The sequence below is a fragment of the Pelosinus fermentans DSM 17108 genome, from assembly GCF_000271485.2.
GTDB lineage: Bacteria > Bacillota > Negativicutes > DSM-13327 > DSM-13327 > Pelosinus > Pelosinus fermentans.
Genome location: NZ_AKVN02000001.1, coordinates 3,901,436 through 3,914,819, shown reverse-complemented (window position 1 = coordinate 3,914,819; position 13,384 = coordinate 3,901,436). Strand labels below are relative to the sequence as shown.

13 protein-coding genes, 2 riboswitches and 1 other annotated feature are annotated in these 13,384 nt (G+C 40.2%); of the genes, 6 read left to right on the top strand and 7 right to left on the bottom strand.

What is annotated here, in order from left to right; all coding sequences use genetic code 11:
- Positions 1-27: 27 nt before the first annotated feature.
- Both FR7_RS18025 and FR7_RS18020 read right to left on the bottom strand, forming a co-directional pair.
- Entirely contained in the window at positions 28-645 is a 618-nt protein-coding gene (locus FR7_RS18025) for a 3D domain-containing protein (RefSeq protein ID WP_420191797.1), read from the bottom strand.
- Positions 646-768: 123 nt separating this feature from the next.
- The gene (locus tag FR7_RS18020) at positions 769-1,224 is read right to left on the bottom strand and encodes an Lrp/AsnC family transcriptional regulator (RefSeq protein ID WP_007937273.1); all 456 of its coding nucleotides are present in this window, start codon (positions 1,222-1,224) and stop codon (positions 769-771) included.
- Positions 1,225-1,374: 150 nt separating this feature from the next.
- Here FR7_RS18020 and FR7_RS18015 point away from each other — a divergent pair, with 150 nt between their 5' ends.
- The 3 genes from FR7_RS18015 to FR7_RS18005 are packed head-to-tail and all read left to right on the top strand — an operon-like array spanning position 1,375 to position 3,155.
- Positions 1,375-2,271, top strand: coding sequence for a sulfite exporter TauE/SafE family protein (locus FR7_RS18015; RefSeq protein ID WP_007937268.1), 897 nt, complete (start codon positions 1,375-1,377; stop codon positions 2,269-2,271).
- Between the two features lie 5 nt (positions 2,272-2,276).
- Positions 2,277-2,651, top strand: coding sequence for a DUF1634 domain-containing protein (locus tag FR7_RS18010; RefSeq protein WP_237714911.1), 375 nt, complete (start codon positions 2,277-2,279; stop codon positions 2,649-2,651).
- A gap of 30 nt (positions 2,652-2,681) precedes the next feature.
- Positions 2,682-3,155 carry an HD domain-containing protein gene (locus FR7_RS18005; protein ID WP_007937266.1) on the top strand — a complete coding sequence of 158 codons (474 nt, stop codon included), beginning with the start codon at positions 2,682-2,684 and terminating at the stop codon, positions 3,153-3,155.
- A 138-nt stretch (positions 3,156-3,293) separates the two neighbouring features.
- On the opposite strand, the gene FR7_RS18000 is transcribed toward FR7_RS18005, so the two are convergent.
- The 5 genes from FR7_RS18000 to FR7_RS17980 all read right to left on the bottom strand — a co-directional run bounded on the left by FR7_RS18000 (position 3,294) and on the right by FR7_RS17980 (position 8,277).
- Positions 3,294-3,968 (bottom strand): energy-coupling factor transporter transmembrane component T family protein, encoded by a 675-nt coding sequence (locus FR7_RS18000; protein ID WP_007937265.1) that lies wholly within the window; start codon positions 3,966-3,968, stop codon positions 3,294-3,296.
- The gene (locus FR7_RS17995; protein ID WP_007937261.1) at positions 3,943-4,788 is read right to left on the bottom strand and encodes an energy-coupling factor ABC transporter ATP-binding protein; all 846 of its coding nucleotides are present in this window, start codon (positions 4,786-4,788) and stop codon (positions 3,943-3,945) included. Before FR7_RS17995 ends, FR7_RS18000 begins: the two co-directional genes overlap by 26 nt.
- Positions 4,781-5,644: an energy-coupling factor ABC transporter ATP-binding protein gene (locus FR7_RS17990; RefSeq protein ID WP_007937260.1), complete on the bottom strand. Its 864-nt coding sequence runs from the start codon at positions 5,642-5,644 to the stop codon at positions 4,781-4,783. Before FR7_RS17990 ends, FR7_RS17995 begins: the two co-directional genes overlap by 8 nt.
- Positions 5,644-6,213, bottom strand: a complete 570-nt coding sequence (locus FR7_RS17985; protein ID WP_007937259.1) for a tryptophan transporter — start codon at positions 6,211-6,213, stop codon at positions 5,644-5,646. Before FR7_RS17985 ends, FR7_RS17990 begins: the two co-directional genes overlap by 1 nt.
- Before the next feature lie 60 nt (positions 6,214-6,273).
- Positions 6,274-6,536, bottom strand: a binding site (T-box leader).
- A 58-nt stretch (positions 6,537-6,594) separates the two neighbouring features.
- A complete protein-coding gene (locus FR7_RS17980; protein WP_007937258.1) occupies positions 6,595-8,277 on the bottom strand; it encodes a methyl-accepting chemotaxis protein in 1,683 nt (560 codons plus the stop codon).
- A gap of 360 nt (positions 8,278-8,637) precedes the next feature.
- Between FR7_RS17980 and uvsE the strand changes: the two genes are divergently transcribed.
- The 3 genes from uvsE to FR7_RS17965 all read left to right on the top strand — a co-directional run bounded on the left by uvsE (position 8,638) and on the right by FR7_RS17965 (position 13,371).
- Positions 8,638-9,591, top strand: a complete 954-nt coding sequence (gene uvsE, locus FR7_RS17975) for a UV DNA damage repair endonuclease UvsE (protein ID WP_007951406.1) — start codon at positions 8,638-8,640, stop codon at positions 9,589-9,591.
- Between the two features lie 105 nt (positions 9,592-9,696).
- Positions 9,697-9,875: riboswitch (cobalamin riboswitch) on the top strand.
- A gap of 184 nt (positions 9,876-10,059) precedes the next feature.
- Positions 10,060-10,238, top strand: a riboswitch (cobalamin riboswitch).
- A 129-nt stretch (positions 10,239-10,367) separates the two neighbouring features.
- Positions 10,368-12,236, top strand: a complete 1,869-nt coding sequence (locus FR7_RS17970) for a TonB-dependent receptor plug domain-containing protein (protein ID WP_007937256.1) — start codon at positions 10,368-10,370, stop codon at positions 12,234-12,236.
- 169 nt (positions 12,237-12,405) lie between these two features.
- Positions 12,406-13,371 carry an ABC transporter substrate-binding protein gene (locus FR7_RS17965; RefSeq protein WP_007937255.1) on the top strand — a complete coding sequence of 322 codons (966 nt, stop codon included), beginning with the start codon at positions 12,406-12,408 and terminating at the stop codon, positions 13,369-13,371.
- Positions 13,372-13,384: the final 13 nt, after the last annotated feature.

The window sequence follows — 13,384 nt, the reverse complement described above, 5'->3', positions numbered from 1 at the left end:
AAATATTGGAGGATAGGGGTGTCAAATTTATGCATCGCCTTTTTCGACAACAAATACTTTTACGTCTTTCATGCCAAAATCCTGGGCTTTGTCTACGGATGTTTTGGCAATATCGATACGATTGCCCTTAATCGCTCCACCAGTATCCTCTGCTACGGCGTATTCACCATGTCCATCAGGATACTGAATGTAGAGGCGCGATCCTAGTGGAATTACATCCGGGTCAACGGCAACTACACCAGGACGTATCTGTGTGCCCAAATAGGTTTTATCACCCCATTGATCATTGTCATGAGCTCCTGGCGCATAAGCAGTGGCAGTGATATGCAAGACGTCTTCATACTTACTGGGTGTTTTGGAGGATGTGTCTTTGGACTTGCTGTCTTTAGATTTTTGCTGATCACCTTGATTTGGAGTTGATTTCTCCATATGCTTGGAAGTATTAGTATCTTTAGCTTGTTCGGTAACAGCTGGCGGATCTGCATTGGATGGATCTGCTGAAGCATGTGCAACAGGTGCTGCAAGTCCTGGCAGCATAGCTCCAGACAATATAGCGGCGCCAGCTACAGCGGCTGCCGCTATATTCTTGAATTTTTTCTGAAAACGCGAAATTGTGCGATGACGCTTGTTTTTATGATTCATCATAGTATCCTCCTTTAATGAGGTTATTATGATATAGTGTTTGCGAAAAAAAATGTTATACACCTGTGATTTTTTGTATTTTTCATCGTCTAAAGGGTATACTTGCTACCAGATGAATGTCGAGATTTAGAGGAGTAAAGCACCTCGTTCTTTATAACGGGTGATTAAAAATTCAGAATCTACGCTTTGAATTCCATCAATGGATTGCAGCTTGCGCATATAGTGATTTCCTTGTTCTTGGTTATCAAAGAGGGCATGTACATGTAAGTGGGGGTGACCACTCATCTGATATACATTTGTTATTTCCTGGTCAGCAAAGAGTTTTTCGGCGATGGAGTCGATCTTAGACCATTCGACATTGATGTTAAAGTACATGGAGACCATCTTTCCAGCTTTAAGAGGGTTGACTACAATGGTAAAACGATCAATAATTCCATGATCGATTAATTGGTTAATACGTTCTCTGACAGCCGCACGCGTTAAATTCAAAAGACGACCGAGTTCTGCGTTGCTCAGACGTCCATTTTCTGATAAAAATTTAAGGATTTTTCTATCCACTTCATCTAGGTTCTTGAATTGCATAGTGCATCTTCCTTTCAAACACTAATTTTTTTATTACAACGTAAAAAAAAACATATAAATATTGATCGAATGTATGTATTATATTATACTTGTGTTAGAGGTTAAAAGAAACTTTATTTTAATTCTACTTAATATAATGAGTAGAATTACATGGAGAAATCTAGAGTAGTGGCTATTCTAGGTATTTTAATTATTGGGGTGAGAAATGTGACGATTGTAGCTATTAAGATACTGCTTGTTTCTATTTCGGCAGGTGCACTTGGCTCTATCTTAGGTCTTGGCGGCGGGATTATTGTGACACCTGCTTTGACATTATTATTTGGAGTGGATATTCAACATGCCATTGGAGCAAGTCTTATCTCTGTTATTGCTACCTCCAGCGGTGCAGCAGTTGCATACATCAAGGATGGAATAACAAACATTCGAGTGGGCATGTTTTTAGAAATAGCGACAACAGTAGGTGCTATTACAGGAGCTTTAGTTGCAGGCTTAATTTCGCCAAATCTTTTGTATATCATTTTTGGTCTGTTATTGTTGTATTCTGCTCTGGCTATGCTTAAGAAAAGCAAAGAAGAATTGCCTGAAGAAGTGCCTCTACATAATGTAGCAAAGACGTTAAAGCTGCAAGGGGAGTATTATGATAAAGCGCTAAAGAAAAATGTTTCCTATAATGTGGATAATGTTTATAGCGGTTTCGGCGTGATGTATGGAGCTGGCATTATATCTGGACTGCTGGGTATCGGAAGCGGGAGCTTTAAAGTAATGGCAATGGATGTTTTTATGAAGCTTCCTTTAAAAGTCTCCAGTGCAACAAGCAATTTCATGATGGGTGTTACCGGAGCTGCCAGTGCGGGAATTTATTTGTATAGGGGCGATATAAGTCCCATTATATCGGCACCAGTGGCAATTGGCGTATTGATAGGAGCTACCATTGGAGCAAAGATTATGCAGCGTTTGAAAAGTAAAACCATTCGTAAACTATTTATTCCGGTTCTCATGTATGTAGCCATACAAATGATGGCACAGGGATTGGGGGTTAAATTGTGAGTGAAATGATGAATAAAGATACGCAGGGGCCTTCTAAAGAGCCTAATGAAGTTGAAATTTTTGTTAGTAAGTCTTTGCGTTTTGGCGTGCTGTTAAGTGGTGCGGTTATTTTGATAGGTCTAGTCCTCTTTTTAAGCAGTGGGGAAGGTGGCTATCCGGGAGACTCTTATCCGACACGGCTTAGAGATATTTTTGCAGGCGCTTTTGATATGAAACCTTTCGGAATTATCTTAGCAGGCTTAGTTTTATTGATTTGCACGCCCATTATGCGTGTGGGAATTTCCGCATTAGTATTTCTGAAGGAAAAAGATTGGTTGTACGTTGGTATATCAGCAGTAGTTTTTATAATTCTAGTTAGTGGATTTTTCTTTGGCAAATAGAAAAGTGAAGTAGATTTGGAGGTTCTTTTTATGAATCGAGTATTTGAGATTCAAGAAAAAATTCTGGATAAAATTGCGGAATTTGAAAGTGCAGATATACAAAGAGATATAACGTTAAGCTGGGAGAGAATACATTTGGCAAGCTGCGCAGCAGTGGGACGAATTCTTGCATTGAAGCGCGGCGCTGATCCTGAATTGAGTGCCATAGCCTGTTCAGTACATGATTATGGTCGTATCATCACAGGAAAGCAGCGGGATCATGCTATGGCAGGGTATGAACCTCTCAAACTATTTCTTGAAGAGAGCGGCTGTTTTACCCCAGATGAGGTTGAATTACTAGCAACAGCTGCAAAAAAACATAGCAGCAAAAAAGAAGTAGGGAGCCCTATTGAAGAAATCGTCAAAGACGCAGATGTATTTGACTGCTATCAGTATGGAATGCCCCTGGATCGAGAAGAACAAAGAGCTCGATTAAAGACTATCTTAGAGGAAATAAGTCATTGATGTAAAAAACGTGAAACGCGAAGATGCGAAGATTTGAAGACTATGAAGGATAAGTAATACACCTACTACCTTCGTGTTCTTCGTATATCTTCGCATCTTCGCGTTTCAACAGGTTTTATTTTATAGCAGTACTGCTTTTTAGTAGATTTGTATCACAAGGTAAGAGGTGAATAGGATCATCGAAAGCAGCATTGCGTAGTCTTGCAGGGCGAGGGTGACATTGTTCTTAAAACTTCGTGTTTTTCGGCTGCCAAAACCGCGCAATTCTAAGCTGAGTGCCATTGTCTCTGATTTGGTAACGGCCTTAAGAACAAGAGGTTTGATAACCGCCATATAGGAGAAGAAACGCTGCAGTACATTGCCTTGGGGGGAATAACCCCGGCAAGCTTGGGCTTCTTGGATTGCTTTGCTCTCTGCTAAAAAATCGGGAATGAACCGCAGTGCTGCGGTTAGCATAAATGCATATTCATAAGGAATATGGCATTGCAAAACCAAAGCTGCTGACAAGTCCTGCATTCTTGTGGTCGCCAATAAAATGAAGAAGACGAGAGTCATAGCAATCATCTTGCTGGCAGTAATGGCGGCAAGCAGTATATCATTATTGATGGCGTACTGCATACCAGCTAAAATGGCAGCAAAGACAAATAAGCTGGCAATCCCCTTATAAACACTTGAGCCAACTTTTGCAATAGCCAGAAGAATTAATTGGCAAACAATCAGTGCTGTTAAGGCAGGAAGAGATTGTAATACAATGGACCATATGGTGACAAAGATTGTCAATGCTAATTTAGTGATGGGGGCTATTTTCTGCATGGTCATCATTCCTCCTTAAAAGAGTTGCAATTTGATTGCCTAGCTGTGTGATAGAATTCGTCTGTGATATTTGGAAAGAAGCAAGCTGGCGGGAAATTTTTAGAGCAGCGGGTTCGATTAGTCCCCAGTCTGTTAGTTGGTTCGTGTCATGGAACAATTCAGCTACAGTACCATCGAATACTTTTTGCCCTTTTTTCATAACGACAGCCCTTTGGGCACAGGAAGACAAGAATTCCATATCATGAGTGACTAACAAGATAGTAGTACCTTGTTGATGCAGTTTTAATAACAATTGCAATAATTGCTCACGTTCCCTAGCATCCTGACCGCTCGTAGGTTCATCCAGGATCAGTATTTTAGGCTGCATAGCCAAAGCAGAGGCAATGGTAAGGCGTTGCTTTTGTCCTTTGGATAGGGAGAGAGGATACGCAGCAGCTAAATGAGAGAGTCCAGTGACTTCTAGCGCCTGGGTAACGAAAGTCTGGATTTGTTCTGGACTACAGCCTATTTGCTTGGGACCGTAGGCTACTTCTTCTGCTACTGTATCATGAAAGATCTGACGGTCAGGATTTTGAAAAACATAACCAATGTGATGTGCCATTCTAGCGGGAGTTGCGGTTGCTAAACTATTTCCTTGAAAGAAAAGCTCACCTTTCGATGGTTTTTTTAATGTCATCATCAGACGGGTCAGAGTGGTTTTGCCGCTGCCGTTGCGTCCAACGATGGCCAAGAATTCTCCTGGATTTACCCTTAAAGAAACATCATGAATGTCGTGAGATTGTGCTTTATAGGAGAAGTAAACATTTTTTAGTTCAAGCATTTTTCCGAGCCTCCTCCTCTAGCGCTTTGCCCAACTGTGTGATGGCTTCTTCCTCTGTATGCCAGGGAGGGAATTGCCTTGTCGCAAGCTCTTCTATCATAAGCTTTAACTGCCATAGGGGCGGTATCGCTTCTGCAAAAATTTGTTTTTTTGCCATGAAGCTGAGTACATTTTCAGGAGTATCATTCAAAATCAATTGACCGTTTTCTAACAGAATAAATTGATCTGCATAGGGAAGAACGGTGGCAATATCATGTTCGACTACCAGTATTGTGATACCATGCTCTTGATTTAAGTCACTGAGGAGCTTATATAATGAGTGAGTTCCTTCAGGGTCCAGAGCGGAAGTTGGTTCGTCCAGAACGAGTATTTTTGGATTGGTTGCCAGAACGCTGGCAAGGACCAGACGTTGTTTCTGCCCTCCGGATAAATCAGTAACGGCTTGTTTTTCATAACCTGTCAAACCAACTTTGGCGAGTACCTCTTCGACTCTTTGCGTAATTTCTTCGGGAGCAATCCCTAAGTTTTCAAGACTGAAAGCAACTTCTTCTTCTACAGTCATGGTCACTAATTGAGTTTCATAGTCTTGTAAAACAGTACCGACTGTAAGTGCCAATTGCTGCATAGACGATTCTTGTGTATGAATTCCAGTGACGTAGACTTTTCCAGCAGAACTGCCGCCAAAGTAGTGGGGAACGGCTCCTGCTACTGCTAGACAAAGTGTTGTTTTTCCTGCCCCGCTTGGACCTAATATAACAGAAAAGGATCCTTTTTCAATGGAAATCGTTATGTTGTCAAGGACCTTTTTGGGATGATTGTAGGCGTAGCTGAATTTTTGCAGGGCAATGGCTGGCATTATTGATCACCTTTCAAGTCAAATAATTTTTTTGCGGGGAAATACAGGATTTGCGTGATGGCGGCATTGGCAGCAGCTACTGTAAATACGACAGGTATCATAGCGTATAGATATACAGACAAAGGTAGGGAAAGTACGACTTTGAGTATGGTGATGAAGGTCATACCGCTAGCTATGGTGCTGATAAATCCTGTTACGGCAGGCTTAATGTTGAGCTTGCCTAATGTCATATTAAAAGTGTGGCAGACGAGCAATGTACATATAATAGCACCGACGGGCTCACTCAATAGGTTACCATAAGGAAAAGCAGACTTCGAAGTTGGGATATTAATGGCTGCAGCAACCAGACCGATACCGAACGATTGTTTAAGGGTAGGTTTGGTTAAATTAATAGCAATACAATACATGGCAATGGTCCAGTTGGGAGTTACGCCGCCAATATTTGGACTGACTAAATGCAAAATGGCACCAATAGCCAAAAGTAAGGTTGTAATCGTAACCCAGCGATAGCGACCGCCTTTATTTTTATCATGGATGGTTAATTCTGATTCATTTTTTTCTAATTCCATCGTAATCGTGCTCCTTCATTTTAAAATAAAAAACCTCGTCTCTATACATGCATGTGCATATATAGGGACGAGGAGTTAACTCGCGGTGCCACCCTGATTAGCTTTTGAAAAAAGCTCAGCTTTACAAGATACAGGATAAAATTCAATCCGATACCTGCTTCCTGATAACGGCGGAAGAATCCCGACAGCGCCTACCCCGTACATACGGATCAGACTGTATCTCCCAGGCCCATTCCACATACCGAGTAGTGCCAAACTTCCACTGTCATTGGCTCGCTGTAACCCTTTGTGTATTGTGTACTCTTCCTGTTCATCGATAATGAATATGCATTTTAACGTATTGTAACAGATAATACAGGTATCTGTCAATGAAAAAACCTGTTAAAAACGGAATTTATTTACGACTTCCTGCAGGTTCTGCGCCATTTCGCCCAAAATCTGGCTGGAGGAAGCGATTTCTTCCATGGATGCTGATTGTTCCTGGGTGGCTGCTGAGACCGTTTGTGTTTCTTCAGAAGTCTTTTTACTTAAAGCATCAATTTCTTTTACCGATAGTACGATGACTTGGCTGCCATCGGCGATCTGCTGTATGGCTGATGAAATATCTTTGATCTGTGTTGATACTTCAAGTATGAGTTGAGCAATTTCCTGGAATGACTTTCCTGCCACATCTACAACCTCGGCTCCTATTTTTACTTCAGTAGTGCCCTTGGTCATGGCAATCACAGCTTCTGTAGTATCACCTTGAATTTCTCCAATCAGTTGAGCTATTTTCTTCGCGGCTTCTTGCGACTGTTCAGCTAGTTTTCTTACTTCTTCGGCAACTACAGCAAATCCTCTGCCTTGTTCACCGGCCCTGGCCGCCTCTATAGCAGCATTTAACGCTAGTAGGTTTGTCTGTCCTGCAATACCGGATATGGTACTGACGATTTGTCCAATTTCTTTAGATTGTTCTCCCAATTTTGTGATAACTTGGGCTGAGGTATTTACTGTTTTTTCGATTTGCGCCATTTGGTTAATGGCCTTTTCTATTGATTCGCCGCCTTTGATCGCGGTCTCAGAGGCTTGAGAGGATTTCCCCGCTACAATCGTAGCATTGTTGGCAATTTGTTGAATGCCGACAGACATTTGTTGTACGGCAACCGTTGTTTCAGTAAAAGTTGTTAGCTGCATTTCAGCGCCCTGGGCCATATCGGAAATGGAAGCCGCTATTTGGCCAGCAGCTTGCGTGGAATGAGAGGCACTTGCTGTGAGCTGCTGGGAAGAGGTCATGACTTGATCAGCTGCATGGGCAACTTTTTCAATTACAAGACGCAGATTACTTTTCATTTGATTAAAGGAAGCCGCCAGCTGGCCCAGTTCGTCGGAAGATCGTGTTTTAATATCATCTACTGCAAGGTTGCCGAGTGTAATTTCTGAGGCAGCCTGTGCAACCAGTTTTGCAGGTATGGAGATTCCCCGGCTGATATAGATGCTAATGCCAATGGCAATCGCTGCAACGAAAAGGCTAACGAGAACTAGCAGCAGTTGTACTTCACTAGCTTTTTGCGTACTATGTTCTTCTTGCTCTCTTACATATCCTTTTACTAATAATATAAGCTCTTTGGTTGCTGCTATGGAATTCTCAGACGGTTTGCCTGCCTGCTGCATGTAAATACCAACCTGTTCAATATTGTTGGCACGTTTTGCTTCAATGGATTTTGCTGCAATGGTATCAAAGGCCAGCTTTTCTTTCTTTAACGTTTCTAAGACCGCCTGGGAATTTTGAAAGGACAATGCAGCTTGGAGTTTGTTGATCTTATCATCGCCATATTTGCGATAGTTATCAAAGGTAGCTACGTCAGCCAAATCACCTGTGAAATTAAAACGACGCATAGCCACAGCCTCATTTGATACGTCTATGGCAAGTTCCTCAACCAGCTCAAGCTGATAGAGACTATCTCTCATGATTTCTTTTGAAGTTGAATTTAATTCACCCACTTGAAAATAAGTAAATGCACTCATAATAAATACTAAAGCGATGACCACCATAAATCCACTTAAAATTTTTATTCTGATTGTCATAATGAGAGCGCCTCCTTTTTTAAAAAAATAAAAAGTTACATATTAAGTTTAGAAAAAGACATTTATATATAAAAAAAGCTGGCAGTTGAGCCAGCTTTAATAAGCATGTACTTTGCTGTCGCAGCATTGCGACAAAATGTTTTGTATTAAATTGTACTATAACTATTATAATAACATAAATAGGAAATAGTCAATCTTATTCGTAGTAAATCATGTTAAATTATGCTAAAAATATAATATCGTTGCAGAAATATCTTAAAATTTTAGGATTGAGGCATACTATTAGGAATAGGAATTGTAAAGTTAGGTACTTTTGGACAGACTAAAATTGATGATTTTTGGTGTGAAAGGGGTTAGTTTATGCGCATCCGCTTGGGGTATGTAGCCATAGCTTTAGGCATTTCTCAAGGATCTCCCAATAAAACAACTACTGTCCTTAATTTAACTAAAATTAAGGACAAAAAGGATCAGCTTAGTAAACTCAGACGCTTGGCAGAAGAAAATTTAGCTACGCAGCTGCGTGTGATGCGTTATAATGCAGCTCATCACATTCAAGTATTTCGGATTACTTCGCAGCTAATCCCTCTAGCGACTCATCCCGTTGCCTTTGGGTGGGATTATTGTGAGGATTTTCGCTCAGAATTGCTTGCCATTGGTGATATTGTAAAAAGGCATGGATTACGGGTTAGCGCTCATCCCGATCATTTTACGATTTTGAATAGTCCACTTGAACATGTAGTAGAAGCGGCCCTTGCAGATTTGCGGTATCATGTGAATCTTTTTGAGGCTATGGAATTGGGAGCCGAATCTAAATTAGTGCTGCATGTAGGGGGATTATATAAAGACAAAGTGCAGTCAATCGAACGTTTTAAAGTAATATTTCAGCAGCTTCCTGATACTATTCGGGAACGGATTATTATTGAAAATGATGATAAATCTTATACTGCCAAGGATGTACTCACTCTTTGCCAGGAGATAAAAGCACCTATGGTATTAGATGTACATCATGATCATTGCTGCAATGAAGGAATACATCTTGAAGATATTCTGCCAGAAATATTTGCAACTTGGGGAAGTCAGATACCTAAAATTCATTTTTCCAGCGCAAGAGAAAGCGCAAATAAAAGAGCACATGCGGATCATATTGCTGTGGATGAATTTTTGAGATTTTTAAACATAGCGAAGAAGTGCAGCCGTGATTTTGATGTTATGATAGAAGCAAAAGAAAAGGATTTGGCACTATTTTCCTTAATGGAAAAGCTAAAAGAAAATTCTGGAGTAAAGGTTATCAACGAAGCTGAGATAGAATATTAGCTTCAAGTTTTTTTCTTTGTATTTGATTTGAAAATCCTTTGACATGTTGTCGAAGAAGATGATATCATGATTAAGAATTACAGAATATTATGCTTTTACAAACAATTAAATAATAATGAAATAGGTGCCCTACGGGGCTTAATAGGGAAGTTCGGTGCAATGCCGACGCGGTCCCGCCACTGTAATAGGGAGCAAAGCCATAGGTGCCACTGGGGTAAGATCCTGGGAAGGCTGGCAGAGCAATGAACTAGAGCCAGGAGAACTGCCTATTTGACAATCACCGTTACACCCACGAGCGATGGGGAGGCGATTAAGTATCTAACATTGTAACCTATTTCTTCCCGGCGCAGCGTGCTGGGATTGTTATGGATATAAAAGATAGTACTTATGTCTGTCTCCTGCTTATGTGGGAGGCATTTTTTTGTTCGGCAAAGCATAATCAAGGAGGTGTTTTCAGCAGAATTAACAAGTACATATATGGAGATAGGTGCCCTACGGGGCTTAATAGGGAAGTCGGTATGATGCCGACGCGGTCCCGCCACTGTGATGGAGAGTGAGCCAAGTTATACCACTGAGAATCAATTCTTGGGAAGGTTTGGCAAGCAATGACCCAAAGCCAGAAGAACTGCCTATCTAACAGTCACCGTTTTACCCACGAGCGATGGGGAGGGGATTTATAGGCATCTTTTTATTTAGATTGCTCTTTTAGTCTGCCCTCCCCATGCAACCCGAAATTATACTTATATATAAATAGCAGCATGAGGAGTGAAAGTATTTTGAAGAGAAATGTAACTAAAAAGATGATTGCGGCGTTAGCCTTAGGATTTATGGTCATGCCCTGTGTACAAGCTGAAGAGGATAAGAGTTTTGAGTTTGATCCAATGATTGTAACGGCCTTGCGAGGAGAAAGCAAAGAGCTGGATACCCCTGCAAATGTAACGGTAAAATCCGGAGATGAACTGCGAGCCACTGGAGCAAAGACTGTCATTGATGCATTGCAATTTGTGGAAGGTATTAATATTTACTCCCAAAATCCATACGGACAGTCCGCAGGGAGAATGAGCAGCGAGCTTGTTATGAGAGGCATAAAAAAAGGTACGCTGATCATGGTAGATGGTGCCCCAATTAATATGAATGGTATGTTCCAGCTTGATAATATTCTGCTGGAGAATGTAGAAAAAATAGAGGTTGTTAGAGGACCAGGATCCGTTATGTATGGCAGTGATGCTTTTGGCGGCGTTATTAATATTATGACTAAGAAACAAGTGAATAATTCCATTACCGTTTCCACAGGTAATAAAGGGCAGCAAAATTATAATCTTAATTTCCAATCAGGAAAATTAGCATTTAGCAGTTCATTTGTTGATACAGGAGAAGTGAATAATCTTACTAAAACCGTGGATTCTAACCCTGCTAAATCAACATATGACAATTTTCTTGGAGGTGAAAAGCAGAGTTTTAATGCTACTTATCAATTTAATGATAAAATGACATTATATTATACCCATACCGAAGATGAATTGAACAAAGAAAGAAGAAGCCTAATGACAAAGAAGGTGACTAGTTTATATAATGATCAGGAAAATCTGGATCGAATTAATTTTCAGTATAACGATAAGGATTGGAAAGCTATGCTTTATGGTTCATTCCGCGATCTCGATTACACTACTAAAACCGTCAGCACAGGAGCCTATGCTTCCAATATCAATTTAAAATCATCAAAATATGGACTGGATGCCAATAAATCATGGGATGATCAGCAAATACACTATTTGGCAGGTATTACACTAGAGCAGGAAAAATATAAAACAATAGATTTTGTAAAACCAGAAAATTCAAAGGGAACTTATGAACGAACAGTTACGTCTCTTTATACCCAAGGAACTAAGGATTTTAATGAAAATAAAAAACTGATTTTAGGTCTTAGGGGACAACATGCCAGAACAGAGAGCGGTGATGAGTACAATCAATTTTTACCACAAATACAATACAATCAAAAGTTGAGGCAGGATAGTTCCTGGTTTGTCAATGTCGGAAAAGCTTTTCGATTACCGACTCTTACTGAATTGCATACAGGTACAACCAGTAACTTTACATCTAATTCTAATTTAAAGCCAGAAAGTGGATGGACGTATGAGACTGGTTGGAAAAAAGAAAGTCAAATTGGCACGCTAAAAACAACTATCTTTATGATGAATATTGACAACCATATTGATACTGATTCTTCAAAGATGTTTCAAAACTTTAGCAAATTTAAAAATGAAGGAATCGAAGTCAGCTGGCAACAAAGGTTATCAGATAAATATAGTTATACTGTTGGCGGTGTTTATGGTAATCCACGAGAAAAGGATGCAACAGGTGAGTGGATTCGAGCATATAGCCGCATTCAGGGAAATCTCACACTTCGCTATACCTTGGACAAGCTGACAGCTAATTTAGCGGCTAACTATACTGCTGATCGATCCAATAAGGCACTAAATGCTCTGCCAGTCAGTCTGATGGTCAATTACCAGTTAAAACCTGAAACTGCTGTATTTGCTACCATAAGAAACGTGTTAAATCGTAATGATGTAACGACAAATAGTAGCAGTTACTATTATGCAGCGCCGCGAACTGTTGAGTTTGGTGTAAAACATTCATTCTAGAGGATAAGGTTAGAGTGTAACAACTAACAAATTGATCTAAAAAATAGAAATCACCTGAATGTTGTGTTGTCTTCAGGTGGTTTTCTTTTCATAAAAGAATTAAATCTTTTTATGAGATTATAATAATCATAAAAAACATGATAAATCATTTAAATAATGAGGGATTATCGTGAAGTATAAAATGCTATTAATTTTTCTTACCGTTTTTTTTATTTTTGGCATTATGGGATGCGCTCAGAAGCAGAATGGGGGAGTGCCAGCAACTGGCAGTTCCAATTATCTTAGTATTCAAGATGATGCTGGACGCCAAGTGATATTACCGAAAAAACCAGAGCGAATTGTACCTCTTTCTCAAAGCTTGGTAGATCTGCTTTATGCTGTTGGCGGGAGCGCAGCAGGCAGGCCCAGCTCGCGGACAGGAACTTTACCTAAAGATATGCAAATCCTGCCTGAAGTAGGCCATGTTGCTAATATAAATACCGAGAAGGTAATGTCCCTGCAGCCCGATTTAGTAATTGGATATCAGGGACTGCATGAAAAAAACATTCCGATTATGGAAAGCAGTAATATCCCCTTCATAATAGTAAAAATAAAAACCTATGATGATGTTATCAAGAATATTAATCTTTTTGGAGGTATTGCAGGCAGGAGAGAGCAAGCTCGAATCGTTGCAGACCAAATGAACCAGCGAATAAAAAAAGTAGTGGATCAGCTTCCTTCAACTTCCAAGAGTGCAGTGATTCTCCATGCCACTGGCAACAGTGTAACAGTACAGCTGGAAAATAGTATTGCCGGGGATGTGGCTAAGATCATTAAACTGAAAAATGTAGCAGCGGATAGTATACCTTTAGATGGAAATCCAGAATCCACGCCTTACAGCATAGAGAAATTAGTAGAAAAAGATCCTGATATTATTTTGATTACCTTCATGGGTGAAAAAGCTGATATTGAGAAACGGCTAAAGCTGGAGGTGGAAAGCAATCCTGCCTGGAATGGTCTTCGAGCGGTGCAAAATAAGCAAGTTTTTTATCTTTCCATGGAATTATTTTTACTAAACCCAGGAATACGTTATGATGAAGCAGTTGCGTATATGGCAAAGATTGTGTACCCTGAGACATATGGTATTATTCAATAGACTGGCTGAGAAC

Bases quoted from the DNA above. Each gene is read 5' to 3' on its own strand.
- FR7_RS18025 (WP_420191797.1), bottom strand. From the start codon at position 645: ATGATGAATCATAAAAACAAGCGTCATCGCACAATTTCGCGTTTTCAG.
- FR7_RS18015 (WP_007937268.1), top strand. From the start codon at position 1,375: ATGGAGAAATCTAGAGTAGTGGCTATTCTAGGTATTTTAATTATTGGG.
- FR7_RS18020 (WP_007937273.1), bottom strand. From the start codon at position 1,224: ATGCAATTCAAGAACCTAGATGAAGTGGATAGAAAAATCCTTAAATTT.
- FR7_RS17985 (WP_007937259.1), bottom strand. From the start codon at position 6,213: ATGGAATTAGAAAAAAATGAATCAGAATTAACCATCCATGATAAAAAT.
- FR7_RS18010 (WP_237714911.1), top strand. From the start codon at position 2,277: ATGATGAATAAAGATACGCAGGGGCCTTCTAAAGAGCCTAATGAAGTT.
- FR7_RS17990 (WP_007937260.1), bottom strand. From the start codon at position 5,644: ATGCCAGCCATTGCCCTGCAAAAATTCAGCTACGCCTACAATCATCCC.
- FR7_RS17980 (WP_007937258.1), bottom strand. From the start codon at position 8,277: ATGACAATCAGAATAAAAATTTTAAGTGGATTTATGGTGGTCATCGCT.
- uvsE (WP_007951406.1), top strand. From the start codon at position 8,638: ATGCGCATCCGCTTGGGGTATGTAGCCATAGCTTTAGGCATTTCTCAA.
- FR7_RS17995 (WP_007937261.1), bottom strand. From the start codon at position 4,788: ATGCTTGAACTAAAAAATGTTTACTTCTCCTATAAAGCACAATCTCAC.
- FR7_RS18000 (WP_007937265.1), bottom strand. From the start codon at position 3,968: ATGCAGAAAATAGCCCCCATCACTAAATTAGCATTGACAATCTTTGTC.
- FR7_RS18005 (WP_007937266.1), top strand. From the start codon at position 2,682: ATGAATCGAGTATTTGAGATTCAAGAAAAAATTCTGGATAAAATTGCG.